The sequence below is a fragment of the Pseudomonas sp. GW821-FHT02A11 genome (genome assembly GCF_059421985.1).
Genome location: NZ_JBWKWB010000004.1, coordinates 391,832 through 416,634, shown reverse-complemented (window position 1 = coordinate 416,634; position 24,803 = coordinate 391,832). Strand labels below are relative to the sequence as shown.

The window sequence follows — 24,803 nt, the reverse complement described above, 5'->3', positions numbered from 1 at the left end:
GAAGCGACCAATACCTACCACCTTGATCTGGTGGAACTCGCCCATGGCATGGGGCATCGGTTGTTTGTCGTTGACGCCGCTCGCGTCAATAAATATCGCGACAGCCTTGGTAAGCGTGCCAAAACAGATGCATGCGATGCGCACTTGCTGGCTCGCTACCTGGAAAAGGAAGGCGACGAATTGCGCCAGTGGAGCCCGCCACCGGTGTTGCATACCCGGCTTAAGCATCTGCTGCATCGCAGAGCGTCGCTGGTCGCCAGCCAGACCTCGCTGCGACAAAGCTGGAGAGAGGAAGTGGCGCTCAGGAAGGAGTTCGAGAAGCTGATGCGCCGCTTCAACCATCTGGTGAAAAGCATCGAAAAGCAGCTCAAGGACGTGTTGGTCGAGTTCGGTGAGCTGGACCAGGTCAAGCGTTGCCAGAAGATCGAAGGTGTAGGGTTCCTGACCGCTACAGCGCTGTTTGCCGCATTTCTTCGGGGCGAGTTCAAGAGCGCGGACGCCTATATAGCCTACCTGGGGCTGGATTTGCGGGTGTCGGACTCAGGAAATAAATCGGGTCGACGTAGGCTAAGTAAAAAGGGTGACCCGGAGGTGCGACGGTTAGGCTTCAACGCCGCGATGGCCGCCTGTCGATCAACGACGTGGAACCCGTATTACGAAAAGAAAGTAAGGGAGGGCAAGGCCAGAACGGAGGCGTTGACGATCTTGATGAGAAAAATAGCGGGAGTCGCCTATTCGTTGCTGAAGAAAAAGCAGGATTACGACCCTGCCAGACGTTTGGGGGTTGCCCCCCAAACATAGAATCTCCTACAGCTGAAACTTCGCCAGGCACGCATTTTTGCGACGCCGATGTTGCCACTGCAACGGCACGTATGCCCCCCGTTACAAACCCCACATACCCACGACACCCGCACCGTCGACGCTGCATAAGCCGGTGCACTGTGCCGGTTTCATTCATCTGATGGGGAGTCAGTCCGATGGTCACAGGCATCAGCGGCAGCAGTAGTTATTCCAGCTACGTCAGTTCGAACAGCAGCACCAGCGCCACCGGCAACAGCAAGAAATTCGCCGACGAGCTGCTGAAGAAGCTCGACACCAATGGCGACGGCAGCATCGACAAGGACGAGCTGGGCTCGGCCCTGTCCTCGGATTCCAAAGACGGCATCACCGTCAGTCTGAGCAAGGCATTTGGCGATCTGGACAGCAACGACGATGACAGTCTGGACGCCGATGAGCTGGCCTCGCTGACCCCGCCTCCTCCGCCGCCCATGCAGATGGACGCCGGTTCCGCCGCCGATGAAGCGCAGGACCTGCTCAGCGCGCTGGACACCGACGGTGACGGCAGCGTCAGCAGCGACGAGTTGACCGCCGCACTGAGCAACACCGACAGCAGCGCCAATAGCTCTCAGGTGTTCGATGCCCTGGACACCAACAAGGACGGCACCGTCAGCCTCGAAGAACTGACCGCCAGCCTGCAGACCCAGCAGCCACCACCACCGCCGACGCAAGACGCCAGCGATCTGTTCAGCAGCCTGGACAGTGACGGCGATGGCAGCATCACCGCTGCCGAGCTGACCAGCGCCCTGCAGAGCAACAGCGCGTCGAGCAGCACCAGCACTACGAGCAGCGACCCGGTCAATTCGCTGTTCAGCGCTTTGGACGCCGACAGCAGTGGCGACGTCAGCACTGACGAACTGACCGCCGCGCTCAAGCCGGACAGCTCTGCACAACCGCAGAGCACCACGACCCAGGCCACCGAAGCCCTGAATCGCATGGTCGCGGCCCTGAGTGATCGCTACAACCTCAACAGCACAGCGACAGCGGGCAAGTACCTGAGCACGTCCGCCTGATGCAAAAAACCGCCGCCGGACGTCTGCCCGGCAGCGGTTTCAAGTGGATACCCATCAGCTATTTCGGCAATGGCCGCCCGCGGCTGTCTGCTACCCAATCGAGCACCAGGCTGTACGCCACGGCGAGCAACGTCGGGCCAATGAACAGGCCGATAAAGCCAAACGCCAGCAACCCGCCAAACACCCCGAGCAACACGATCACCAACGGCAGGTTGCCGCCCCGGCTGATCAGGTAAGGCTTGAGCACGTTATCGACGCCACTGACGATGAACGTCCCCCACAGCCCGAGAAACACCGCCATTCCGTATTCGCCCTTCCAGGCCAGCCACGCCGTGGCCGGAATCCAGATCAGCGGCGGGCCCATGGGCACCAGGCTCAGCAAAAAGGTGCCTATGCCCAGCACCAAGGCTCCCGGCACCCCGGCGATCAGGAAGCCGATCAGCGCCAGAATCGCTTGAGCCGCTGCCGTGCCGATCACGCCGTTGACCACCCGCTGAACCGTGCCAGCCACCAGATCGACGTAATACTGCGCCCGGTCGCCGATCAGTCGCTCCAGCAGGCTGAGCACAAACGCCGCCACTCGCGGGCCATCGCGATAGAAAAAGAACACGAAGACGATGCTCAGGGTCAGCTCAAGAATACCGCCGCCGATCTGCGCGCTGCGCGCCAGCAGCCAGTTGCCCACCTGCCCCAGGTATGGCTTGATGCTGGCGAGCAACGCTGCGCCCTGCTGATCGATGGTGGTCCAGTAGCCCACCAATCGTTCGCCCACCAGCGGAATACTGCCCAGCCAGGTGGGCGGATCAGGCAGGCCATCGACCTGTACGTCCTTGACGAACACCGTGGCGTCGCGGACGTGATCGGCGAGGTTGAAACCCAGCCACACCAAGGGAGCTGCCACCAGCAGCATCCAGCCAATGGTCAGAATGCCAGCGGCCAGGGATTCCCTGCCTTTGAGTGCGCGGGTCAGCAGGCGCATCAGCGGCCAACTGGCGAAGGCCAGCACCGCGCCCCAGAACAGCGCCGACCAGAACGGCGCCATGACCCACAGGCAGGCACCGAGCAGCGCCAGCAGCAGAATCTGCACCAACAGGCGATCGTTATTGAGCATGGTTCATTCCGTAGAAGAGAAGTCCAGGAACTTGAGCATAACGGCGAACGTCGTCGCTCGCCGCGTTTAAAGCGTGAAACGCTGGAGATAGAGCGCGTTTCAGCGAATCAGTTCGATGAGCAACCCGTGAGCCTCGCGAGTGCCGCCTTCCAGACGTGCCGCTCGCACGCCTTTACCGATCAAGGCCTCGCGCCAGGCCTCGCTCTGCGCGCCTGAAAGGCTCACGCGCAGGCTGCTGTCCAGGTTCAAGCCCCGTGACAGCAAGGTCGTCCATGGCTCGGCAGGGGCTACGTCGAGCATCGGCAGGTCCAGCTCACCCGTGCTTTTCAGTTCTCGCAGCAAGGTCGCGGAAGTCGGCAGCAATTCGCCCAACGGCGCATTGGCCTGGAACTGCTCGACATGCAGATAGGCGCGGCGATTGCCCCGGGTGACGCTGTACAGTGCCACCAGCGCGTTGTCGTTCGGTGCGGCGAGACGCAACAGCAGGTAAGCCTGACCGCTGTCGGCGCCATACAGCCTCGCATTGCCGAAAACCTCGTTGGCCCACAGGCTGCTCTCGCCACAATCGCGTGCCTGACACCAGAACAGCAACTGCGCATCCTGCTTCTGCAGCGCTTCACGGGCAGCGGTAAACGCCTCATCGGCGGTGCGTTCGGGTGGTAACTCATAGGTGACGGACGTCGCGCTACCACGGGCCGACACCTGGCCATCGAAGCGCAACTGGCCGCTGATCTTGCGAATCGAGCCCATCGGATAGATGCGTTCAAGCTCGGCAGCGGGCCGGTAATCGACGATTTCCGCGTCGGTGGGCCTTGGCAGGTTGGCGAAATCCTGGCTTGCCGCGACATCGGCCGCCTGACCGAGCCCGACATAACCGCTCAGGCTCAGGAGCAACGCGAGCGCACGGGGTAAATGCATGGTGGCTCTCATCGGACGGCAATCGGCGGACAAACAAATGCCGCACAAGTGTGCGGCGCGCAGGGAGGTGAACAATGTGTGCGTGGGCAGTGGTCCATCTGCTGTCTCCTGTTTCAACTCGCCCAGCCTCGACAGTTGCGATGCGCAAGTCAAGAAACGGCGAAGAACCGATTGAAACAGTCTGCAACAAGGCAGGCGCCCGCCTCGTCATTCAGATGCAGATGGTGCCCGCCGGGCAGTGCAGTCACCTGAAACGGCACGCTCGCCAGCAGCTCTTTGTTCTGCGCCAGCATGCCCTCCTCGGCCACCAGCAACTGTGCAGGACAGCGGATGGCGTTCACGAAGGAAAGCGCCTGCGCCCGCGTCAGACGCGTCGCCGAGGCCAGGGTCAGGCGACTGTCGCTGCGCCAAGTGTAGCCGCCGGGCACCGGCATCAAACCGCGCTGAGCCAGCAACTCGGCAGCCTCACGACTGACCGCCACCACGCTCTTCATGCGCGCTTCGACCGCTCGGTCCATTTCGGCGTAGACCGGCTTGCGCTTGCTCGACTGCGCCAGCTGCGCCTGCAACGCCGCGCCCATTCGTTCGGCGGCGCTTTCCGGCTCGCCCAGTGGCGGAATCAACCCGTCGATCAGGGCCAGGCGGTTGATGCGGTCAGGCAAGGCGCCGGCGACGATCACCGAAACGATGGCCCCCAGGGAGTGGCCGAGCAGGGAAAATTTCTCCCAGCCCATTTGCTGCGCCACCTGCAACACGTCATGGGCGTAATCCGGCAGCGCGTAACCGGCACCGGGCGGACGATGATCCGAATGGCCATGACCGGCCATGTCCAATGCCAGAATGCGCAGGCCTTTGAGCTTGGGCGCCAGGCGCGCGAAGCTGTTGGCGTTGTCCAGCCAGCCGTGCAGAGCAATCACCGGATGACCGTCCTGGGGGCCGAACAGGTGCGCCGCCAGTTCGATGTGAGGCAGGCTCAGGCGAACTTCTTCAACGGAGCAGGTCATGCCCGGGCTCGCTGGCGGGTCTGGGTGTCGTTGGCCGAGCGGGCACGATCGGCCCAGCGGGAAAACAGGTTTTTGAGCATCTGCGCGGTGTCCTCGGGGTACTCCAGCGGGAACATGTGCCCGCCCGGTACCGAAAGATACTCGCCTTCGCGCATGCTTTTCACCGACAGCGCATGATGGCGGCGCACCACATCGCTGTGCTCGCCCCGCACCATCGCCAGCGGCACCCGCAGATGACGGGCCATGCCGGGGCTGGTGTGGGGCACGCTGCGGTAGATGCTGATCTCGGTGGCCGGGTCGAAGCGCAGGCGCAACTGCGCGCCGTCGGCTTGCAGGCCATGCAACAGATACGCCTCGAAACACTCGGGATCGAAGCGCCGGAACAAGGTCTTGCCGGAGAAATAATTGCGGGCCGCGTCCAGGTCGCTGAACACCTCGCGACGTCCCAGCGTGCGCCCGGCCGGGGTGATGCGATCGATGAAACCGAAGCGTTTGGCCGCGCGAATCATCCATTGATCGAAGCGCGTGAGCACAGGCGAATCGAGCATCACCACGCCGCGATACAGCTCGGGATGACGCAATGCCGCGTGGTAATGCAACACGCCGCCTAGGGAATGCCCGACACCCCAGACCGGTTGCGGTTGTTCGCGCAGATGATGGATCAGCTCATCGACCAGATTGGGCCAATTGTCTGTCACCGGGAAACGTGGGTCGTGGGCATGCTGGGCCAGATGAGTGACCTGGAATTCCTCGCCCAGAGCGGCGAACAGCTTGCCGTACGTGGCAGACGGGAAGCCATTGGCGTGAGCGAAAAATACGTGTTGGGTCATGCCGGCGCGTCCAGAAATCCCGATCAGGATGCAATTGTGCGCATCGGCGTCGTGCGCCAGCAATGACCGGAACTGCCATCGGTGATGACACTCCGGTCATGACGCGTCGCAATCAGCGTGCTGGCGGCTGCTCGCCCAGCGGAACGACCGCGACGGTCAGGCGCGAGATGCAGCTGGCCTTGCCGTCGTCGCTGGTCAGGCGGATGTCCCAGACGTGGGTGGTGCGACCGATGTGCACCGGATGCGCCACCGCCGTGACCCGACCGCTGCGCAGGCCGCGCAGGTGGTTGGCGTTGATTTCCAGGCCCACGCAGAAGTACTTGCTGGTGTCGATGGCCAGGTAGCTGGCCGACGAGCCGACGGTTTCCGCCAGCACCACCGATGCGCCGCCGTGCAGCAGGCCGTAGGGCTGATGGGTGCGATGATCGACCACCATGCTGGCCGTCAGCGACTGCTCGTCGAACGCCTCGAAACGGATGTCCAGCAGCTCACCGATGGTGTTTTTCTGCATCGCGTTGAGGGCTTCGAGGTTGGGGGTTTCACGCCAGAGGCTCATGGTATTTCCTTATTATTTGAGGTGTTATTGAAGCGCACCACACAGATTCGCCGAGCGTGATACCTGTGGGAGCGAATTCATTCGCGATGCGATGGTAGGGACGACAAATATGCACCGGCTGTACCGACGTCTCGCGAATGAATTCGCTCCCACAGAATCATCCGCCGTCAGCAATATTCGGGGATCAGACCGGATGCCGCACACCGATCAGGCTCATCGCCCCCGCCAACGGAAAATCCGCCTCCAGCTCGGCCAGACTGGCCGTGTGCATCGCGTGGGCCTGTTGCACATTGCCATGCACCGCCAGACCGATCAGCGACCCCACCAGCGGTTGGTGACTGACCAGCAACACGTCGTCGGACGCGTACAGGTCCAGGTTGTCCAGCACCTTGCGCGGGTCGCTGTCCGGGGTGAGCCAGGGCACGGTGACGACCGAGTCGGCAAAACCCAGCGCCTGACGCACCAGCTCAGCGGTTTGCTGGGCGCGCACGTAGGGGCTGGCGATAATCCAGCGCAGCGGCTGGCCCATCAGCTGCGCGGCGCTGGTCAGAACTTCTTCGCGGCCATTGGCAGTCAGCTCGCGTTCGGCGTCGGTGCGGGCCCGGTTCTGGGCTTCGCCATGACGCAGAATCCACAATTTCATAGCTTGGGCTCCTCATCGCGTACCGGATGGGCAGCGGCGGGAACTTTGTGTGGCGCCTCGCCTTCCGGCGCGCGAGGTGCAGGCCAGTCGGCGAACGGCCAGGGTTTCTGGTCGGTGTGAAAGGTGCCGAAGCGACCGATCTGCGCAAGGAACTGGCTCAGGCTGTCGCCGAAAGACATCAGGCTCAGGCTCGGCGCGCCGTAGAACAGGCGGTAGGCCAACTGCACCAGCACCACCACCGCCAGCACGAGTTCCGCGACCTGCCAGACCACCACAAACACCACCATCCACAGGATGCGCAGCAGGATCGATTCGTGTTGCTTGAATTTTGACTCGTTCAAGAGCTTCTCCACTGAGCTAGAAAACACAGGTGCACTGAAATCAGTTGAAACCACTGGTTGAAATGAAATCGACGTCGGTCTTGGGTTCGGCGCGCATCAGCAGTTCGATGACCTGCTCCAGCGTGCGCCCTTCGAAGAGAATCGCATGCAGGCCCGCGACCAGCGGCATGTAGACCTGCAACTCCTGCGCCTTGGCCTTGAGCACCTTTAGCGTATTGACGCCTTCCGCCACTTCGCCCAGGCGAGTCACGGCTTCATCCAGGCTCAGCCCTTGGCCCAGGGCGAAACCCACCTGATAGTTGCGGCTCTTGGGCGACGAACAGGTGACGATCAGATCGCCGACACCGGCCAGGCCCAGGAAGGTCATGGGGTTGGCGCCCTGGCTCACGGCAAAGCGGGTCATTTCGGCGAGCGCGCGGGTGATCAGCATGCTTTTGGTGTTCTCGCCCATGCCCAGCGCCACGGCCATACCGGCGATGATTGCGTAGACGTTTTTCAGCGCCCCGCCCAGCTCCACGCCGAAGCGGTCGGTGCTGGCGTACACGCGGAAGGTACGGCCATGCAGAGCGGCCTGCACTTCCCGGCACAGTTCATCGTCTTCACTGGCTACCACGGTGGCGGTCAGCGCGTGTTCGGCGATCTCGCGAGCAAGGTTGGGGCCGGACAGCACGCCAATGCGCGCCTGGGGGGCGATGTCTTCGAGGATTTCGCTCATCAGCTTGAAGGTCTGCGCCTCGATGCCTTTGGTCAGGCTGACCAGCATCTTGCCCGTGAGCAGTTCGACATGGGGGGTGAGCACGCTACGCAGCGCACTGGACGGCAGGGCGACGAACACCAGCTGGCTCTGGCTCAGGGTGCTCTGCAGGTCGGTCACCGGCTCCACCGCATCGAGCACCTTGATGCCCTTGAGGTAGCGCGGGTTCTCGCGATTGACACGAATCGCCTCGGCCTGCTCGGGGTCGCGCATCCATTGCAGGACCCGATGACCGTTCTCGGCCAGCAGGTTGGCCACGGCCGTCCCGAAGCTGCCACCACCCAGAACTGCGATCGGTTGCTGTTGGGTCATAAAACAATCCATCTAGAGCCATCAGAACTGGCGATGGCAGCATTATACGGAGCGCCGTGCTCGCCACCAGCGGCAAAACACGACAGCGGGAAATCGACGGCAGACACCCGACTCTTCACAAGGAAATTCCCCGCGGCTCGGTTAAGATGCGCGCACCGGATGAAAATTCCACAGCGCCTTCGATGAGCTATCGTTAGGGCGCTCCCGATGAGATCACTCGATGACACAACCCTCTGCCCTCCCCGGACGTCTACCCCAATGATGCAGGCGGCGCTCAAGACTGTGGGCAACGAACCGTGACGGCGCAGCGCGGCTGGAACATCAGCACCCGTACGCAGATCCTTAGCCTGGGGCCCGCCTTGCTGTTGACATTGCTACTGATCAGCTTCTTCACGGTGGTGCGCATCCAGGACCTGCGCCAAGAACTCACCCACACCGGGCAATTGATCGCCAACCAGCTGGCACCGGCCTCCGAATACGGCGTGATCGTCGGCAACGACGACGTGCTGGAAAGCCTGATGAAGGCCACCATGAGCACGCCGCATGTGCGGTTTCTGGAGGTGCAGGACAGCACGGGCAAGGTGCTGGTCCACGTCGAACAGACCGCCAACAACGCCCATGCGCGGCAACTGGAAGTGTTTCAGGCGCCGATCCGCCTGCAGCAGGTCAAGTCCGACGGCAACCACCTGGAAGACGCCGAAGACATCGCCAGCGTGCCCGTCGAGGATTATCTGGGCCGCGTGCTGGTGGGCATGTCCAGCGACGCCTTTAACCTGCGCGAACAGGAAATCCTGCTCAAGGCCGGCATCCTCGCCCTCTTCGCCCTGCTATTTACCTACATCCTGGCGCGCCGCCTGTCGTTGAGTTTGTCCCAGCCGATCAGCGCCATGAGCGATGCGGTCAAGGCCATTCAGCACGGCGATTACACGGCGCCCTTACCGGTGGCCGATGACGCTGAGCTGGGCGATCTGGCGCGGCACATCAATAACCTTGCGCTGGGGCTGGAGAAAGCCAGTCGCGAGCAGAAAAAGGCCATGGACGAGTTGATCCGCACCCGTGAAGAAGCCGAGCGCGCCAACAGTGCCAAATCCGAATTTCTGGCGATGATGAGCCACGAACTGCGCACCCCCATGAATGGCGTACTGGGCATGCTGCAGCTGATGGAAACCACCAAAATGACCGAGGAACAGGCCGAATACGCGGCACTGGCCACCGAGTCCACCGAGCACCTGCTGCGGGTGATCAACGACATCCTCGACTTCTCGCGCTTCGAGCGCGATGCACTGGAGCTGGAAAACATCGCCTTCAACCTCGCCGACCTGATCGCCACTTCGGTCCAGGCCTTTGCCCACAACGCCCAGCAGCGCGGTCTTGCCCTTGAGCTGGATCTACCGCCCGGGCTGGACCTGTTGCGGGTCAAGGGCGATCCGACGCGCATCCGGCAGATCCTGGTCAATCTGATCGGCAACGCGCTGAAATTCACCGAATTCGGCAGCGTGCGGGTCGAGACTTCGTGGCAGCAGACCGACGCGCAGCACATCCTGTTCACCTGCGCCGTGCGCGACAGCGGCATTGGCATCTCGGCGCAGTTGCTCGAATCCATGTTCGATGCGTTTCAGCAGGCGGACAATTCCATTTCAAGACGTTACGGCGGCACCGGATTGGGCCTGCCCATCGCCCGCAACCTCGCCGAACGCATGGGCGGCTCGCTGCAAGCCCAGAGCAGCGAAGGCCTGGGCTCGGTGTTCACCTTGCAGATCCCCCTGCAACGGGTAGCACAGGAGGAACCGTCGCCGATGACCGGCGCTGTAGGCGAAATGCCACAAGAGCGCGATGGCTGCGTGTTGCTGGTCGAGGACAACCCGGTCAACCGCACCGTAGTCGAGGCCATGTTGCGCAGCCTGGGTCTGCAGGTGAGCGTGGCGGGAGACGGCGCCGAGGCGGTGAGCATGGCCAGCAAGGAAAAATATGCACTGATCCTGATGGACTGCCGCCTGCCGGTGATGGACGGCTACGAAGCCACCCGGCGCATTCGCCAGCTGCCCAATCTTGAGACGCTGCCGATCATCGCCCTGACCGCCAACGCCCGACACGGCGACCGCGATTTGTGCCTGCAGGCCGGAATGAACGATTACCTGGCCAAACCCTTCAAACGCACTGATCTGCAGCAGGTTTTGCAACGTTGGTTGACCATTAAGCCATCTGCGACTGGCGATAAATGATAAATTGCGGCAGTCTTGTGTGCCGTGATCGACCCGAGCGGTCGCGCGAACGGACAATTTCAGTGTACAGGTGTACATTCATTTCACCTGTGCTGTGACTTTCACTACAACGCAATAGTCTATGAGTAGGCTGCCAGCAGTGGAATGACCCGCTGGTCAGACTGGGATCTACCCAGCCGCACAGGATTATCGAGGAGCTCGCATGACCAAACAAAACGCCTTTACCCGGGAAGATCTGCTGCGCTGCAGTCGCGGCGAGCTGTTCGGTCCAGGTAACGCGCAACTGCCCGCCCCCAACATGCTGATGATCGACCGGATCACCCATATCAGCGAAGAAGGCGGCAAGTACGGCAAAGGCGAATTGGTCGCGGAACTGGACATCACTCCAGACCTGTGGTTCTTCGGCTGTCACTTCGAAGGTGACCCAGTGATGCCAGGTTGCCTGGGCCTCGATGCCATGTGGCAACTGGTCGGTTTCTTTCTGGGCTGGCAAGGTCTGCCAGGCCGCGGCCGTGCGCTGGGCTCGGGCGAAGTCAAGTTCTTTGGCCAGGTCCTGCCGACCGCCAAGAAAGTCACCTACAACATCCAAATCAAGCGCGTCCTCAAGGGCAAGTTGAACCTGGCCATTGCCGACGGTTCGGTGACCGTGGACGGCCGCGAAATCTACACCGCCGAAGGCCTGCGTGTCGGCGTGTTCACCTCCACTGACAATTTCTAAGGGTATTCGCATGCGCCGCGTCGTTATCACTGGTCTGGGCATTGTTTCCTGCTTGGGCAATGACAAAGACACCGTTTCCGCCAACCTGCGTGCAAGCCGCCCTGGCATCCGTTTCAATCCGGAATATGCCGAAATGGGCCTGCGTAGCCAGGTGTCGGGATCGATCGACCTCAACCTCGAGGAACTGATCGATCGCAAGATCTATCGTTTCGTCGGTCACGCTGCTGCCTACGCCTATCTGGCGATGCAGGACGCGGTCAAGGACTCGGGCCTGACCGAAGAGCAGGTGTCCAACCCGCGTACCGGCCTGATCGCAGGCTCCGGCGGCGCGTCGACCCTCAACCAGATGGAAGCGCTGGACATCCTGCGCGAGAAAGGCGTCAAGCGCGTCGGTCCGTACCGCGTGACCCGCACCATGAGCAGCACCGTTTCGGCTTGCCTGGCGACGCCGTTCAAGATCAAGGGCCTGAACTACTCCATCGCTTCTGCCTGCGCCACCAGTGCTCACTGCATCGGGACCGCCATGGAACAGATCCAGATGGGCAAGCAGGACGTCGTCTTCGCCGGTGGCGGTGAAGAAGAGCACTGGAGTCAGTCGTTCCTGTTCGACGCCATGGGCGCCCTGTCCAGCAAGCGCAACGAAACCCCTGAAAAGGCCTCCCGCGCCTACGACGCAGACCGTGACGGTTTCGTCATCGCCGGCGGCGGCGGCATGGTCGTGGTCGAGGAGCTGGAGCACGCGCTGGCCCGTGGCGCGAAGATCTACGCCGAACTGGTTGGCTACGGCGCAACCTCCGACGGCTACGACATGGTCGCGCCAAGCGGCGAAGGCGCCATCCGCTGCATGCAGCAGGCGCTGTCCACTGTTGAGGGCAAGATCGACTACCTGAACACCCACGGCACCTCGACCCCGGTCGGCGACGTCGCGGAAATGAAAGGCGTGCGTGAAGTGTTCGGCACCGACGCTCCGGCCATCAGCTCGACCAAGAGCCTGTCGGGTCACTCCCTGGGCGCCGCCGGCGTTCACGAAGCGATCTACTGCATGCTGATGATGGAAGGCAACTTCATGGCCGGTTCGGCGAACATCGACGAACTGGACCCGGAAGTGGCTGATCTGCCAATCCTGACCAAGACGCGTGAAAACGCCGAGATCAACTTGGTCATGAGCAACAGCTTCGGCTTCGGCGGCACCAACGCCACGCTGGTCATGAAGCGCTGGACCGGCAAGTAATTCAGGCCGATCCCCGCATGTGAAAAAGGCGCCTTTCGAGGCGCCTTTTTTATATCTGTCCTACAGAGACGCCCCACTGTGGGAGCGAAGTCATTCGCGAGGGGGCCCGTACATCCGCTGCATCACTATCGACTGCACCACCGCATCGCGAATGAATTCGCTCCCACAGAGGAAGATCCGGGCCATCTGAACCCACTCGGCCAAGCTCTGAATCATCTTCATTTCACCACTGACCTTAAGCCGTAAACAGACCTTAACCTGTGGGAGCGAATTCATTCGCGAAAATGCATCAGGCTATGAAGATGCATCGACTGCACCGCCGCATCGCGAATGAATTCGCTCACAAAGGTTGAGTTGCACAGGTTGAGCTCTCGGTGCGACAGATACGCCCTCAGGGGCCGCAAGCCGGCCCCCAAAAAGGTTGTCTGCAGGTTTAAACCGCGAACTCCCCCACCATTGCGTTCAAATCCGTTGCCAGGCGCGACAGATCCTGACTGGCCGCCGCCGTCTGGTTGGCGCCCGCCGAACTCTGCAACGCCAGATCACGAATGTTGGTGATGTTGCGATCCACCTCTCGCGCCACCTGGGCCTGCTGTTCCGAAGCACTGGCGATAACCGTGTTGCGATCGGTGATCAGGGAAATCGCCGTGGCGATTTCATCCAGCGCCACGCCCGCCGACTGTGCCAGTTCCAGGGTCGAGCGCGCACGGCTGTTACTGCCTTGCATCGCGGCCACCGCCTGATCGGTGCCTTGACGGATATCGCCCACCAGCGTTTCGATCTCCTGGGTCGACGACTGCGTACGATGAGCCAGCGCCCGCACTTCATCGGCCACTACCGCAAAACCACGCCCCGCCTCCCCCGCCCGAGCCGCTTCGATGGCGGCGTTGAGCGCCAGCAGGTTGGTCTGCTCGGCCACCGAACGAATTACATCCAACACTTTGCTGATGCCGTAGACCTTCTGCGCCAGCACCTCGACCTGATCGCCGGTTTGCGTCACGTCATGAGCCAGGGAGTTGATCGAGTCAACGGTTTCGCGCACCTGCTGACGGCCGCGCTGGGCGATGCGCTCGGACTCATCGGAGGCCTCGGAAGTCGCCACCGCGTTACGCGCCACTTCCTCGACCGCAACGGTCATCTGATTCACCGCTGTGGCCGCCTGATCGATTTCCAGGCTCTGTTGATGCAGGCCGCGAGTCGAATCCTCGGTCACCGTGCTCAACTCTTCCGAGGCCGACGCCAGCTGATTCGATGAATCGGAAATCCGCAGGATCGTGCGACGCAGACTTTGCTGCATGGTCTTGAGCGCCTCCAGCAAACGCGCAGGCTCATCTCGCCCCTGCACCACGATGCTCGCCGTAAGATCACCCGCCGCGATCACCTGCGCGATCCCCAGCGCCTGCGCTAACGGCTGAACGATGCTGCGGGTCAGACCCCAGGCCAGTACCAGCGTAATCAACGCGGTCAGTACCATCATGGAGGTGACCCAGCTGATGGCACTGCCGAACACCGACTGCGCGGCTTGCGTAGCATCGCTCGCACCCCGCTTGTTCAGGGCAGTGAGTTCGTTGAGGGCATGGGTCATCTTGTCGGCGAACTGATTCATTTCTCCGTTGATGACTTGGGTAGCGCCGTCCAGATCGCTCTGCCTGGACAAGTCCACCACGCGCCCCTGACGCTGAAAATACGCCTCTTTGGCCGTGGAAAACTGTCCATAGAGCTCACGCTCGCGGGGCGACTCGATCAGCGCGCCATAGCGTTGCTCGGCAGCCTGCAGCCCGGTTTTAAGCTGATCGATCTTGTCGTAGTTTTCCTGCAGCGCCGCAGGATCGCGACCAATCATCAGGCGCAGGGTGAGCGTACGGATACGCATCAAATCCTGCCCCATGGCACCCAGCTCCATGACGCTGGGCAGCCATTTGTTTTCGACCAGGTCCGACTGTTTGCGCATGCTCGCCATCTGCAGCAGCGCAAACGCCCCCAGACCGAACACCAGCAACGCCAGCACACCAAAGCCAAGCGCGGCACGGGGTGCAATATTCATATTTCGTACGGTCACAATGGGTCCCTCCCCAAAATCCTGCCTTCAAAGTGCGGCGGGTCAACGCCACGAATATCGGCTGAGAGGGTCAGGATCTGTAGGACAATTCCGAGATTTATTGGAGACTGACTCGCGATCACCATCGTTCGGCTGGAATAGGCAGCACAGACGATCCAGACGATGGGGTTTATGATTCGTACTCTGTCGCCAAGCCCATCGAGAGCCATGACATGTTGACCATCAAACCCCGTGCAGAAGACGTTGAAGGCCAGCCGATTCTGCGTCCTCTGCCCTCCGCGCAGTGCCGCAGCGTCGGACCGTTCGTGTTTTTCGATCACATGCTGGAAACCACCTACTCCCCCGGGACTGGCATGGACATCCGCCAGCACCCGCACATCGGCCTGTCGACCCTGACTTACCTGTTCGAAGGCCAGGTTCAGCACAAGGACAGCCTGGGCAGCGACCAACACGTCATGCCCGGCGAAGTGAGCTGGATGACTTCCGGAAGCGCGATTGCCCACATTGAACGCACGCCCCAGGCCCTGCACGACAGTGGCTCGCGAATGCATGGCCTGCAGGTCTGGCTGGCGTCGCCAAAGGAGCATGAACAAGGCCCCGGCCATTACAGCCATCACCCGGCTGCCAGCCTGCCGTTGAGTGACAGCATGGGCATCGCGATCCGCATGATCGCAGGCAGTGGCTTTTGTCTGGAATCGCCGGTGCCAGTGCTCTCGCCTACCCTGTACGCGGAAGTGAAGATGCAGACGGCGACGACGCTGTTGATTCCCGCCGAACATGAGCAGCGTGCGCTGTATGTGATAGAGGGCGACATGACGCTCGATGGCGAGCCGGTGGAGCCGCGCAGCCTTGTGGTGTTGGATGCTGACAGCGAACCGACACTGTGCGCCGACAGCGAATCCCACGCCGTGCTGATTGGCGGCGCGCCGCTGGATGGGCCGAGGCGGATGAACTGGAATTTCGTGTCCAGCGATCCAGCGCTGATCGATCAGGCCAGGGCGAAATGGGCGGCCGGAGACTGGCCGACCGTGCCGGGAGAAGTGGCACGGATTGAGTTGCCGGCGGGCAGAAAGTAGCGCCTGAATGGCACTCGACCTCTGTAGCAGCACGGCTTGCCGGCGGTGGCGCCCTCGAGAGTCCCTTCACGTCGAACGCAGAACCTGTGGGAGCGAATTCATTCGCGAGAGGCCAGTACATCCGACGCCGACGTGTCGGATGCTGCACCATCTCGCGAATGAATTCGCTCCCACAGGGGTCAGCTACATCTCATAGAGACGGTATTAACCCGCGAACACTTCATCCAGCAGGTTATGCATTGCCGTAAATGCACGCTTGGACACCGTCGGGTTGTACATCTGCACACCCGGGTTGTTCGCGTGCGGGTCGGTAAACGAGTGGAACGCGCCGCCGTAGCTCAGCAACTGCCAGTCGACGTTGGCGTCATTCATCTCGGCTTCGAACGCTGGCAACTGTTCTTTCGGCACCAGAGGGTCGCAAGCGCCGTGCAGCACCAGAACCTTGCCCTTGATGTTGTTCGCGTCAGCCGGATTGGTGGTGTCCAGAGTGCCGTGGAACGATACGGCCGCTTTCAGCGGAGCACCGGTGCGAGCCAGTTCCAGCGCACAGCAACCGCCGAAGCAGAAGCCAAAGGCCGCCAGGCTGTTCTTGTCCACGACTGCGATCGATTGCGCGGTCAGTTGATCCAGCGCCGCCTGCATGCGCTTGTTCAGCAAGGCGCGGTCGTTCTTCAGCGGCATCATCGCTGCCAGCGCCTGATCGGCATTGGTCGGGCGCACGCCCTGCCCGTACAGGTCAGCCAGGAACACCACATAGCCTTTACTGGCCACTTGCTTGGCAATCTGCTCGGCATCTTCGCTGATACCCATCCAGTTGGGTGCCATCACCAGGCCCGGCGCAGCTTTCGCGCCTTCGCTGAACACCAGGCGGCTCTCGTAGCTCTGGCCGTCAATCTGATACACCACGGACTGCACAGTAACGTTGCTCATTGCTGACTCCTGCTTTTGAGAATGTGGGGCTAATCAAATGACAAAACCCGCCGAAGCGGGTTTTGACTGGTTTCGATCTTAAACCGAGAGCTCGACCAACAACTTGTTCAAACGGCGCACGTAAGCGGCCGGATCTTTCAAGCTGTCGCCTGCCGCCAGCGCGGCCTGGTCGAACAGAATGTGCGACAGCTCGCCGAAGCGCTCTTCGTTCTGCTCGTTGTCCAGTTTGCCGATCAGCGGGTGAGTCGGGTTGAATTCGAAAATCGGCTTGGAATCCGGCACCTTCTGGCCGCTGGCTTCCAGGATCTGACGCATCTGCAGGCCCAGGTCCTGCTCACCGATGGCCAGGATCGCAGGCGAATCGGTCAGGCGATGGGACACCCGCACTTCGCTGACAGCATCGCCGAGCGCGGTTTTCAAACGCTCGATCAAACCTTCCTTGTCCTTGGCGACTTCTTCCTGGGCTTTCTTGTCCTCTTCGGAGTCCAGTTTGCCCAGGTCCAGATCGCCTCGGGCGACGTCCACGAAACCCTTGCCGTCGAAGTCGCTGAGATAGCTCATCAGCCACTCGTCGATGCGGTCGGTCAGCAGCAGCACTTCGATGCCTTTCTTGCGGAAGACTTCCAGGTGCGGACTGTTCTTGACCTGCGCGTAGCTTTCGCCGGTCAGGTAGTAGATCTTGTCCTGACCCTCCTTGGCGCGCGCCAGGTAGTCCGCCAGGGATACGCTCTGCTCGCCGCTCTCGTCGGAGGTCGAGGCGAAACGCAGCAAGCCTGCGATCTTCTCTTTATTGGCGAAGTCTTCGGCCGGGCCTTCTTTCATGACCTGGCCGAAGTTCTTCCAGAAGCCTTTGTATTCTTCCGGCTGGTTCTTCGCCAGTTTCTCCAGCATGTCCAGTACGCGCTTGGTCAGCGCCGACTTCATCGAATCGATGATCGGATCTTTCTGCAGGATTTCGCGAGACACGTTCAGCGACAGGTCGTTGGAGTCGACCACGCCCTTGATAAAGCGCAGGTACAACGGCAGGAAAGACTCCGCCTGATCCATGACGAACACGCGCTGCACGTACAGCTTCAGGCCGCGCGGTGCTTCACGCTGGTACAGATCGAACGGCGCACGGGCCGGTACGTACAGCAGCGAGTTGTACTCCAGCTTGCCTTCGACCTTGTTGTGGCTCCAGCTCAGCGGGTTCTCGAAATCGTGGGCGATGTGCTTGTAAAACTCCTGGTATTCCTCATCCTTCACTTCGGTGCGAGGACGGGTCCACAAGGCACTGGCGCGGTTGACGGTTTCCCACTCTTGCTCCGGTGCCGGCTCGCCTTCCACAGCGATCTGCTCTTTTGGCAGCTCGATCGGCAGGGCAATGTGGTCGGAGTACTTCTTGATGATGTTGCGCAGGCGGTAGCCGTCAGCGAACTCGTCTTCAGCGCCCTTGAGGTGCAGGACGATACGCGTACCGCGCTCGGCCTTGTCGATGGTGGCGACTTCGAACTCGCCCTCGCCTTTGGAGGACCAGTGCACGCCTTCGCTGGCAGGCGTGCCTGCGCGACGGCTGTACACATCCACCTTGTCAGCAACGATGAAGGCGGAGTAGAAGCCCACACCGAACTGGCCGATCAGGTGCGAATCCTTCTTCTGATCGCCGGTCAGGTTCTTCATGAAATCAGCGGTGCCGGATTTGGCGATGGTGCCCAGGTGGGTGATCACATCGTCGCGGTTCATGCCGATGCCGTTGTCTTCCAAAGTCACGGTTTTCGCGGCCTTGTCGAAGCTCACACGGATCTTCAGCTCGGCGCCGCCTTCCAGCAGCTCGGGCTTGGACAGCGCTTCGAAGCGCAGCTTGTCCACGGCGTCCGAAGCGTTGGAAATCAGCTCGCGAAGGAAAATTTCCTTGTTCGAATACAGCGAATGGATCATGAGGTGCAGCAGCTGCTTCACCTCGGTCTGGAAGCCCAGGGTTTCCTTTTGAGTTTCCACACTCATGGTCATCAAACTCCAATCAGTCCACACGAATCAGGGATACCGTCCAATAAGCCCGACAGCACAGGGCCGGACGGCGGGTTGTCATCAAGGTGGGGGCTGGGTGGAGGATTTCAAGGGCTGGTGTGGGGGCCTGATGAATCTTCACGAGCAACTAACGGTATTCATCGGACGATGGGCGCAAAGGCTTGCGAGCAAAAACGATTAATCAGCCCCGATCAGAGGTGGGGCGTAACACCCCTGAAACAGCGAATGATCAATCCTGCGCAAAGACGGAACTAAGTTAATAACGGCGCGTTCGAAGGCTCGTAGATATTCAATAAGGAGAAACACCCCATGCGTAAGACTTTAGCCATTGCCCTCATGCTCTCTGCCACCCTGGGTCTCGCTGCCTGCGACAAAAAATCCGAGGATAAACAGCAAGATGCCAACAAGGCTGCCCAGCAATCCCAAGAGTCGATGCAAAAAGCCCAGGACAAAGTGAACGACGCCGCCAAAGAAAGCCAGGAAGCGGCCCAGAAGAATGCCGAAGCCGCTCAAGAGCGCGCCAAAGAGGCCAACGAACAGGCGCCTGCTACAACTAAGCCGTAAGTTCCAAAGTTTCTAAAAATAAAGCCCGCATTATGCGGGCTTTATTTTTGGGCGATAAATGAACGACAGGGCAATTGCACCCTGCCGCTCACTGTGCTCAGGCCAGCGCTTCGCTGCGCTTGCCGATCATGCGGTCGACCACGAACGCGCCGAACAGCGTGATCAGCGACGGGATCAACCACGCCAGCCCCTGCTCGCTCAACGGCAGATGAGCGGCCGCGGCCGGCAGGTAATCACCCAGCCCTGCCCCTTTGAGCGCATCAACCATGCCGAACAGCAGCGACACCAGCATGACCGGTGCGACGATTCGGCCTTGCGACTGCCAGAAATCCTTGCAGAAGCTCAGTGCCACCAGCGCAATGCAAGGCGGGTAGATGGCCGTCAGCACTGGGATCGAGAACTGGATCAGCTTCGTCAGCCCCAAATTCGACACCAACAGCGAAAACGCAGCCAGCAGGATCACCAGCGTCTTGTACGACAGCGGCAGCAAGCGGCTGAAGTACTCGGCACAGGCGCAGGTCAGGCCCACCGCCGTTACCAGACAGGCCAGGGAAATCAGCACGGCCAGAAAACCACTGCCCAGCGAGCCGAAAGTATGTTGCACGTAGGCGTGCAGCACGGCAGCGCCATTGCTTGCGTCAGCAGCAATCGCGTGACTGTCCGAGCCCAGGCGGAACAGGCTGACGTACACCAACGCCAGACCGACACCGGCGATCAGGCCCGCAATGATGGCGTAGCGCGTGATCAGCTGGGGTGAGTCAACGCCACGGGAACGAATGGCATTGACGATCACGATGCCAAACACCAACGCGCCCAGGGTATCCATGGTCAGGTAACCGTTGATGAAGCCCTGGGAGAACGGCGCCGCCACATAAGCGGGTTGAGCCGTGCCGACATCACCGGCCGGCAAGGCGAACGCCGCGATGCCCAGAACGGCCAGCGCGATGATTTTCAACGGTGCGAGGAAACGGCCAACGGTGTCCAGCAGACGCCCCGGATACAGCGAGATCCAGAACACCAGCAGGAAGTAGACGAGGCTGTAAAGAAACAGTGCGAGCGGGCTTTCGCCGGTCAGCGGCGCCAGGCCAACTTCGAAGGAAACAGTGGCAGTACGCGGGGTCGCGAAGAGCGGGCCTACCGAGAGGTAACAAACCGCGGCAAGTACCGTACCGGCGACCTTGCCGATCGGACTGCTCAGGGCGTCCATCGCGCCGCCGACCTTGGCCAGCGCAACGACGGTCACCACCGGAAGGCCCACCGCAGTCACCAGAAAGCCCAGCGCGGCCATCCACACATGGGGACCGGCCTGAAGGCCTACGATAGGAGGGAAGATGATATTGCCAGCACCCACGAACAACGCGAACGTCATAAAGCCAAGTGCCAGGATGTCCTGGCCTTTCAACACTTTCATCAAAGAAACCACACTGCAGAATCGGAATTAAGAGGAGGATTTCCCAATGGGTCGAGGGAAATGCTGCCCGTCCTTATAAGACAGGCCCGTTGGGCGCGAAGACTCTTTTTGGAAGCCGACCACGCAAAATGGCGGCTAGCCTACCCTATTTGCTGCACTAAAGCAGGGCGGCACGACCGATGAACGCACTTTCACGTCGCATTTCGGAAATGTCCTACAGCAATGCGCTTGTTACCGAACCACAGCCGTCACCGCAGAACCTGTAGGAGCTACCGGAGCTGTGCGACAGCGGCGAAAGGGGGGTGTCAGGCGAAACATCTGATCCAGATAAACCGCTTTCGTCCGATCGCGGCCCGGGCCGTCGTAACCTCCGACTGCTCCTACAGGAACAACCCAGACGGAGCATCGTGTGCGTCCTTGCCATTAGTGAAAATCAAATCCCAGAAAACACAAAGGCCACCCGAAGGTGGCCTTTGTCGATCAAGCAGTGATCAGAGGGCGATCAGGCCTTCTTCACTTCCCAACCGGTCAGCTCAGCCAGGGCTTTGCCGATGTCTGCCAGCGAACGCACGGTTTTAACGCCTGCGTCTTGCAGCGCAGCGAATTTCTCGTCTGCAGTGCCTTTGCCGCCGGAGATGATTGCACCTGCGTGGCCCATGCGCTTGCCCGGAGGAGCAGTCACACCGGCGATGTAGGAAACAACCGGCTTGGTCACGTTTGCCTTGATGTAGGCAGCCGCTTCTTCTTCAGCCGAACCGCCGATCTCACCGATCATGACGATCGCTTCGGTCTTCGGGTCTTCCTGGAACAGCTTCAGGATGTCGATGAAGTTCGAGCCCGGGATTGGGTCACCACCGATACCGACGCAAGTCGACTGACCGAAACCGGCGTCAGTGGTCTGCTTCACAGCTTCGTAAGTCAGGGTGCCGGAACGCGACACGATACCGACTTTACCTGGCAAGTGAATGTGACCTGGCATGATGCCGATCTTGCACTCGCCCGGAGTGATCACGCCTGGGCAGTTAGGGCCGATCAGGGTAACACCCAGCTCGTCGCACTTGACCTTGGCGTCCAGCATGTCCAGGGTAGGAATGCCTTCGGTGATGCAGACGATCAGCTTGATGCCGGCGAATGCAGCTTCCAGGATCGAGTCTTTGCAGAAAGGAGCCGGAACGTAGATAACCGAAGCATCAGCGCCGGTTGCCTTGACAGCTTCGGCAACGGTGTTGAACACAGGCAGGTTCAGGTGAGTGGTGCCACCTTTGCCTGGGGTCACGCCGCCAACCATTTTGGTGCCGTAGGCAATGGCTTGTTCGGAGTGGAAAGTACCTTGCGAGCCGGTGAAGCCCTGGCAGATAACTTTGGTGTCTTTATTGATCAGGACGCTCATTATTTGCCCTCCGCAGCTTTGACGACTTGTTGAGCAGCGTCGGTCAGGCTGGTAGCTGCGATGATGTTCAAGCCGCTTTTTGCCAGTACTTCTGCGCCCAGCTCAGCGTTGTTGCCTTCAAGGCGAACAACAACCGGGATTTTCACGCCGACTTCTTTCACGGCGCCGATGATGCCTTCGGCAATCATGTCGCAGCGAACGATACCGCCGAAGATGTTGACCAGTACTGCAGCGACGTTGGTGTCGGACAGGATGATCTTGAATGCTTCGGTCACGCGCTCTTTGGTAGCGCCACCACCTACGTCGAGGAAGTTGGCTGGCTTGCCGCCGTGCAGGTTGACGATGTCCATGGTACCCATAGCCAGGCCAGCACCGTTGACCATGCAGCCGATGTTGCCTTCCAGTGCCACGTAGTTCAGTTCGAACTTGGCAGCGTGGGCTTCACGTGGGTCATCTTGCGATGGGTCGTGGAAAGCCTTCAGCTTTGGCTGACGGTACATGGCATTGGCGTCGATGTTGATCTTGGCGTCCAGGCAGTGCAGATCGCCGTCAGCCTTGATTACCAGCGGGTTCACTTCCAGCAGGGCCAGGTCATGGTCCTGGAACAGCTTGGCCAGACCGGTGAAGATCTTGGCGAACTGGGCAACCTGCTTGCCTTCCAGACCCAGCTGGAATGCCAGATCGCGACCCTGGAATGGCTGAGCGCCAACCAGTGGGTCGATAGTTGCTTTGAGAATCTTCTCAGGCGTGTCGTGAGCGATTTTCTCGATGTCCACGCCACCTTCGGTGGAAGCCATGAACACGATACGACGGCTCGAACGATCGACTACAGCGCCCAGGTACAGCTCTTTGGCGATGTCAGTGCAGGATTCAACCAGGATCTTGGTGACTGGCTGACCGTTGGCATCAGTCTGGTAAGTGACCAGACGCTTGCCCAACCACTGTTGAGCGAACGCAGCTGCGTCTTCCTTGCTGCGAACCAGCTTGACGCCGCCCGCTTTACCGCGACCACCGGCGTGAACCTGGGCTTTGACGACCCACTCGGTTCCGCCGATCTTGTCGCACGCTTCTGCTGCTGCTTCCGGGGTGTCTACTGCAAAGCCCTTGGATACTGGCAGGCCATATTCAGCAAACAGCTGCTTACCCTGATACTCGTGAAGATTCATGCTTATTACCGTCTTCGTTAGGTACTGCGCTTCGGTGCTGCTCGTCTATGCGTGCCGCACCACCTGTGACCGCTTCCCCCGGAAAGTCCCGAATGACCACTGACGTGGTCTTTCGAAATCCGCCGGGAGTTCGAGTCCAACGGACCTTCCGCGGCAGACCTTGCGAGCAAGGCCTGCGACGGGCGGTCCGTCGTGGTTTTTCTTAGCGTTTTTTCTTGTTCTGAATGTGGATGGCGCCGCCATTCACAGCCAGAGCCGCTTCGTGCAGGGCTTCGGACAGGGTTGGGTGCGAGAAGACCATCATGCCGATGTCTTCAGCGCTGGTACCGAATTCCATACCGATAGCGCCCTGCTGAACCAGTTCTGCAGCGCCTGGACCGATAACGTGTACACCCAGTACACGGTCAGTCTTGGCGTCAGCGATTACCTTGACGAAACCACCGGTGTCGTTCGCCGCCATTGCACGGCCACTGGCCGCGAACGGGAACTGACCGACGTTAACTTCAACGCCTTCGGCCTTCAAGGTCTGCTCGGTCTTACCGACCCACGCGATTTCCGGGTGGGTGTAGATGACCGACGGGATCAGGTCGTAGTTCATCTGGGTCTTGTGACCCTTGATGCGCTCAACCACCATGATGCCTTCTTCCGAGGCTTTGTGTGCCAGCATCAGACCACGAACCACGTCACCGATCGCATAGACACCCGGAACGCTGGTCTCGCACTGATCGTTGACGAAGATGAAGCCGCGCTCGTCGATGTCGACGCCGCTGTCCGAAGCCAGCAGGTCGGTGGTCACCGGGCGACGGCCTACAGCGACGATCAGGCGGTCGAACGTGATGTTCTGCTCGCCGTCCTTGTCGGTGTAGTTGACAACGACTTCGTTGCCGTTGACTTTCGAGCCGGTCACGCGAGCGCCCAGCTTGATGTCCAGGCCCTGCTTGGTGAAGGTCTTCTGAGCTTCCTTGGCGACTGCTTCGTCGGCGGCTGGCAGGAACTTCTCCAGTGCTTCCAGAACAGTGACCTTGGAACCCAGACGAGACCATACCGAACCCAGCTCCAGACCGATAACGCCGGCGCCGATCACGCCCAGACGCTCAGGCACAGCCGGGAATTCCAGGGCGCCGGTGGAGTCGACGATGACATTCTGGTCGACCGGAGCCGGTGGAATGTCGATCGGACGCGAGCCGGAAGCCAGGATGATGTTGTCGGCTTCGATGACTTCGGTGGTGCCGTCAGGCTTGGTCAGCTCGACTTTCTTGCCGGCCAGCAGTTTGCCGTGGCCTTGCAGGGAAGTGACGCCGTTGGCCTTGAACAGGCTGGCAACGCCGCCGGTCAGGCCTTTGACGATCTGCGACTTGCGACCGACCATGGCCGGCACGTCCATTTTCACGTCGCCCGAGATCGAGATGCCGTGCACGTTGAACTGGTTTTTCGCTTCATAGAACTTCCAGGAGCTGTCCAGCAGCGCCTTGGAAGGGATGCAGCCTACGTTCAGGCAGGTACCGCCGAGAGCCAGCTTGCCCTCTTTATCCTGATACTTCTCGATGCAGGCAGTCTTGAGACCAAGTTGTGCAGCCTTGATGGCGGCCACATAACCTCCAGGGCCTGCGCCAATCACTACCACGTCGAATTTCTGGGACATAACAAAGTTCCTTTAGCTACAAGCTTTAAGCTGCAAGCTGCAAGCTGATCTGCGTTGATCTGCAGATT

At 60.6% G+C, this 24,803-nt stretch carries 21 protein-coding genes and 2 pseudogenes; 8 read left to right on the top strand and 15 right to left on the bottom strand.

What is annotated here, in order from left to right; translation table 11 throughout:
* Together AC07V9_RS09375 and xopAW are read left to right on the top strand one after the other, a co-directional pair.
* Positions 1 to 801, top strand: an 801-nt coding sequence (locus tag AC07V9_RS09375; RefSeq protein ID WP_495015437.1) for an IS110 family transposase, incomplete at its 5' end; no start/stop codon positions are given.
* A 176-nt stretch (positions 802 to 977) separates the two neighbouring features.
* On the top strand, positions 978 to 1,850 hold the full coding sequence (gene xopAW, locus AC07V9_RS09370) for a XopAW family type III secretion system calcium-binding effector (protein ID WP_495015436.1): 873 nt from the start codon (positions 978 to 980) through the stop codon (positions 1,848 to 1,850).
* Positions 1,851 to 1,908: 58 nt separating this feature from the next.
* Here xopAW and AC07V9_RS09365 read toward each other — a convergent pair whose 3' ends face one another.
* From AC07V9_RS09365 to AC07V9_RS09330, 8 genes are all read right to left on the bottom strand, one after another.
* Entirely contained in the window at positions 1,909 to 2,961 is a 1,053-nt protein-coding gene (locus AC07V9_RS09365; protein ID WP_495015435.1) for an AI-2E family transporter, read from the bottom strand.
* A 99-nt stretch (positions 2,962 to 3,060) separates the two neighbouring features.
* The gene (locus AC07V9_RS09360) at positions 3,061 to 3,879 is read right to left on the bottom strand and encodes a DUF4892 domain-containing protein (RefSeq protein ID WP_495015434.1); all 819 of its coding nucleotides are present in this window, start codon (positions 3,877 to 3,879) and stop codon (positions 3,061 to 3,063) included.
* Between the two features lie 149 nt (positions 3,880 to 4,028).
* The gene (locus AC07V9_RS09355; protein WP_495015433.1) at positions 4,029 to 4,883 is read right to left on the bottom strand and encodes an alpha/beta fold hydrolase; all 855 of its coding nucleotides are present in this window, start codon (positions 4,881 to 4,883) and stop codon (positions 4,029 to 4,031) included.
* On the bottom strand, positions 4,880 to 5,713 hold the full coding sequence (locus AC07V9_RS09350; RefSeq protein WP_495015432.1) for an alpha/beta fold hydrolase: 834 nt from the start codon (positions 5,711 to 5,713) through the stop codon (positions 4,880 to 4,882). The genes AC07V9_RS09355 and AC07V9_RS09350 overlap by 4 nt, the downstream gene beginning before the upstream one ends.
* Before the next feature lie 112 nt (positions 5,714 to 5,825).
* Positions 5,826 to 6,269 carry a hotdog fold thioesterase gene (locus AC07V9_RS09345; protein ID WP_495015431.1) on the bottom strand — a complete coding sequence of 148 codons (444 nt, stop codon included), beginning with the start codon at positions 6,267 to 6,269 and terminating at the stop codon, positions 5,826 to 5,828.
* 184 nt (positions 6,270 to 6,453) lie between these two features.
* Positions 6,454 to 6,912: a phosphohistidine phosphatase SixA gene (gene sixA, locus AC07V9_RS09340; RefSeq protein WP_495015430.1), complete on the bottom strand. Its 459-nt coding sequence runs from the start codon at positions 6,910 to 6,912 to the stop codon at positions 6,454 to 6,456.
* On the bottom strand, positions 6,909 to 7,253 hold the full coding sequence (locus AC07V9_RS09335; RefSeq protein ID WP_495015429.1) for a DUF4389 domain-containing protein: 345 nt from the start codon (positions 7,251 to 7,253) through the stop codon (positions 6,909 to 6,911). Before AC07V9_RS09335 ends, sixA begins: the two co-directional genes overlap by 4 nt.
* Positions 7,254 to 7,293: 40 nt before the next feature.
* The gene (locus AC07V9_RS09330; protein WP_495015428.1) at positions 7,294 to 8,319 is read right to left on the bottom strand and encodes an NAD(P)H-dependent glycerol-3-phosphate dehydrogenase; all 1,026 of its coding nucleotides are present in this window, start codon (positions 8,317 to 8,319) and stop codon (positions 7,294 to 7,296) included.
* Between the two features lie 296 nt (positions 8,320 to 8,615).
* Between AC07V9_RS09330 and AC07V9_RS09325 the strand changes: the two are divergent.
* The 4 genes and pseudogenes from AC07V9_RS09325 to fabB form a co-directional block, all read left to right on the top strand.
* Positions 8,616 to 10,092, top strand: a pseudogene (locus AC07V9_RS09325) (ATP-binding protein); the annotation flags it as partial.
* 65 nt (positions 10,093 to 10,157) lie between these two features.
* Positions 10,158 to 10,541, top strand: a pseudogene (locus tag AC07V9_RS09320) (response regulator); the annotation flags it as partial.
* 202 nt (positions 10,542 to 10,743) lie between these two features.
* A complete protein-coding gene (fabA, locus tag AC07V9_RS09315; protein WP_274131384.1) occupies positions 10,744 to 11,259 on the top strand; it encodes a 3-hydroxyacyl-[acyl-carrier-protein] dehydratase FabA in 516 nt (171 codons plus the stop codon).
* Positions 11,260 to 11,269: 10 nt separating this feature from the next.
* A complete protein-coding gene (fabB, locus tag AC07V9_RS09310) occupies positions 11,270 to 12,490 on the top strand; it encodes a beta-ketoacyl-ACP synthase I (protein WP_495015427.1) in 1,221 nt (406 codons plus the stop codon).
* Between the two features lie 433 nt (positions 12,491 to 12,923).
* Here fabB and AC07V9_RS09305 read toward each other — a convergent pair whose 3' ends face one another.
* Positions 12,924 to 14,549 carry a methyl-accepting chemotaxis protein gene (locus tag AC07V9_RS09305; RefSeq protein WP_495015426.1) on the bottom strand — a complete coding sequence of 542 codons (1,626 nt, stop codon included), beginning with the start codon at positions 14,547 to 14,549 and terminating at the stop codon, positions 12,924 to 12,926.
* 212 nt (positions 14,550 to 14,761) lie between these two features.
* Here AC07V9_RS09305 and AC07V9_RS09300 point away from each other — a divergent pair, with 212 nt between their 5' ends.
* A complete protein-coding gene (locus AC07V9_RS09300; protein WP_495015425.1) occupies positions 14,762 to 15,625 on the top strand; it encodes a pirin family protein in 864 nt (287 codons plus the stop codon).
* A 204-nt stretch (positions 15,626 to 15,829) separates the two neighbouring features.
* Here the strand turns inward: AC07V9_RS09300 and AC07V9_RS09295 are convergent, their stop codons facing one another.
* The gene (locus AC07V9_RS09295; RefSeq protein WP_495015424.1) at positions 15,830 to 16,555 is read right to left on the bottom strand and encodes a dienelactone hydrolase family protein; all 726 of its coding nucleotides are present in this window, start codon (positions 16,553 to 16,555) and stop codon (positions 15,830 to 15,832) included.
* A gap of 78 nt (positions 16,556 to 16,633) precedes the next feature.
* A complete protein-coding gene (gene htpG / locus AC07V9_RS09290) occupies positions 16,634 to 18,538 on the bottom strand; it encodes a molecular chaperone HtpG (RefSeq protein ID WP_495015423.1) in 1,905 nt (634 codons plus the stop codon).
* Between the two features lie 333 nt (positions 18,539 to 18,871).
* Between htpG and AC07V9_RS09285 the strand changes: the two genes are divergently transcribed.
* Positions 18,872 to 19,126, top strand: a complete 255-nt coding sequence (locus AC07V9_RS09285; RefSeq protein ID WP_495015422.1) for a hypothetical protein — start codon at positions 18,872 to 18,874, stop codon at positions 19,124 to 19,126.
* 97 nt (positions 19,127 to 19,223) lie between these two features.
* Here AC07V9_RS09285 and brnQ read toward each other — a convergent pair whose 3' ends face one another.
* The 4 genes from brnQ to lpdA form a co-directional block, all read right to left on the bottom strand.
* Positions 19,224 to 20,537 carry a branched-chain amino acid transport system II carrier protein gene (gene brnQ, locus AC07V9_RS09280; protein ID WP_495015421.1) on the bottom strand — a complete coding sequence of 438 codons (1,314 nt, stop codon included), beginning with the start codon at positions 20,535 to 20,537 and terminating at the stop codon, positions 19,224 to 19,226.
* Positions 20,538 to 21,039: 502 nt separating this feature from the next.
* On the bottom strand, positions 21,040 to 21,927 hold the full coding sequence (sucD, locus tag AC07V9_RS09275) for a succinate--CoA ligase subunit alpha (RefSeq protein ID WP_495015420.1): 888 nt from the start codon (positions 21,925 to 21,927) through the stop codon (positions 21,040 to 21,042).
* Positions 21,927 to 23,093 (bottom strand): ADP-forming succinate--CoA ligase subunit beta, encoded by a 1,167-nt coding sequence (sucC, locus tag AC07V9_RS09270; protein ID WP_431745713.1) that lies wholly within the window; start codon positions 23,091 to 23,093, stop codon positions 21,927 to 21,929. The genes sucD and sucC overlap by 1 nt, the downstream gene beginning before the upstream one ends.
* Before the next feature lie 202 nt (positions 23,094 to 23,295).
* Positions 23,296 to 24,735 (bottom strand): dihydrolipoyl dehydrogenase, encoded by a 1,440-nt coding sequence (gene lpdA / locus AC07V9_RS09265; RefSeq protein ID WP_495015419.1) that lies wholly within the window; start codon positions 24,733 to 24,735, stop codon positions 23,296 to 23,298.
* Positions 24,736 to 24,803 lie beyond the last annotated feature (68 nt).

Excerpts from the sequence above, each read along its gene's own strand:
- xopAW (WP_495015436.1), top strand. The coding sequence starts at position 978 with ATGGTCACAGGCATCAGCGGCAGCAGTAGTTATTCCAGCTACGTCAGT.
- AC07V9_RS09365 (WP_495015435.1), bottom strand. The coding sequence starts at position 2,961 with ATGCTCAATAACGATCGCCTGTTGGTGCAGATTCTGCTGCTGGCGCTG.
- AC07V9_RS09360 (WP_495015434.1), bottom strand. The coding sequence starts at position 3,879 with ATGCATTTACCCCGTGCGCTCGCGTTGCTCCTGAGCCTGAGCGGTTAT.
- AC07V9_RS09355 (WP_495015433.1), bottom strand. The coding sequence starts at position 4,883 with ATGACCTGCTCCGTTGAAGAAGTTCGCCTGAGCCTGCCTCACATCGAA.
- AC07V9_RS09350 (WP_495015432.1), bottom strand. The coding sequence starts at position 5,713 with ATGACCCAACACGTATTTTTCGCTCACGCCAATGGCTTCCCGTCTGCC.
- AC07V9_RS09345 (WP_495015431.1), bottom strand. The coding sequence starts at position 6,269 with ATGAGCCTCTGGCGTGAAACCCCCAACCTCGAAGCCCTCAACGCGATG.
- sixA (WP_495015430.1), bottom strand. The coding sequence starts at position 6,912 with ATGAAATTGTGGATTCTGCGTCATGGCGAAGCCCAGAACCGGGCCCGC.
- AC07V9_RS09330 (WP_495015428.1), bottom strand. The coding sequence starts at position 8,319 with ATGACCCAACAGCAACCGATCGCAGTTCTGGGTGGTGGCAGCTTCGGG.
- fabA (WP_274131384.1), top strand. The coding sequence starts at position 10,744 with ATGACCAAACAAAACGCCTTTACCCGGGAAGATCTGCTGCGCTGCAGT.
- fabB (WP_495015427.1), top strand. The coding sequence starts at position 11,270 with ATGCGCCGCGTCGTTATCACTGGTCTGGGCATTGTTTCCTGCTTGGGC.
- AC07V9_RS09300 (WP_495015425.1), top strand. The coding sequence starts at position 14,762 with ATGTTGACCATCAAACCCCGTGCAGAAGACGTTGAAGGCCAGCCGATT.
- AC07V9_RS09295 (WP_495015424.1), bottom strand. The coding sequence starts at position 16,555 with ATGAGCAACGTTACTGTGCAGTCCGTGGTGTATCAGATTGACGGCCAG.
- htpG (WP_495015423.1), bottom strand. The coding sequence starts at position 18,538 with ATGAGTGTGGAAACTCAAAAGGAAACCCTGGGCTTCCAGACCGAGGTG.
- AC07V9_RS09285 (WP_495015422.1), top strand. The coding sequence starts at position 18,872 with ATGCGTAAGACTTTAGCCATTGCCCTCATGCTCTCTGCCACCCTGGGT.
- brnQ (WP_495015421.1), bottom strand. The coding sequence starts at position 20,537 with ATGAAAGTGTTGAAAGGCCAGGACATCCTGGCACTTGGCTTTATGACG.
- sucD (WP_495015420.1), bottom strand. The coding sequence starts at position 21,927 with ATGAGCGTCCTGATCAATAAAGACACCAAAGTTATCTGCCAGGGCTTC.
- sucC (WP_431745713.1), bottom strand. The coding sequence starts at position 23,093 with ATGAATCTTCACGAGTATCAGGGTAAGCAGCTGTTTGCTGAATATGGC.
- lpdA (WP_495015419.1), bottom strand. The coding sequence starts at position 24,735 with ATGTCCCAGAAATTCGACGTGGTAGTGATTGGCGCAGGCCCTGGAGGT.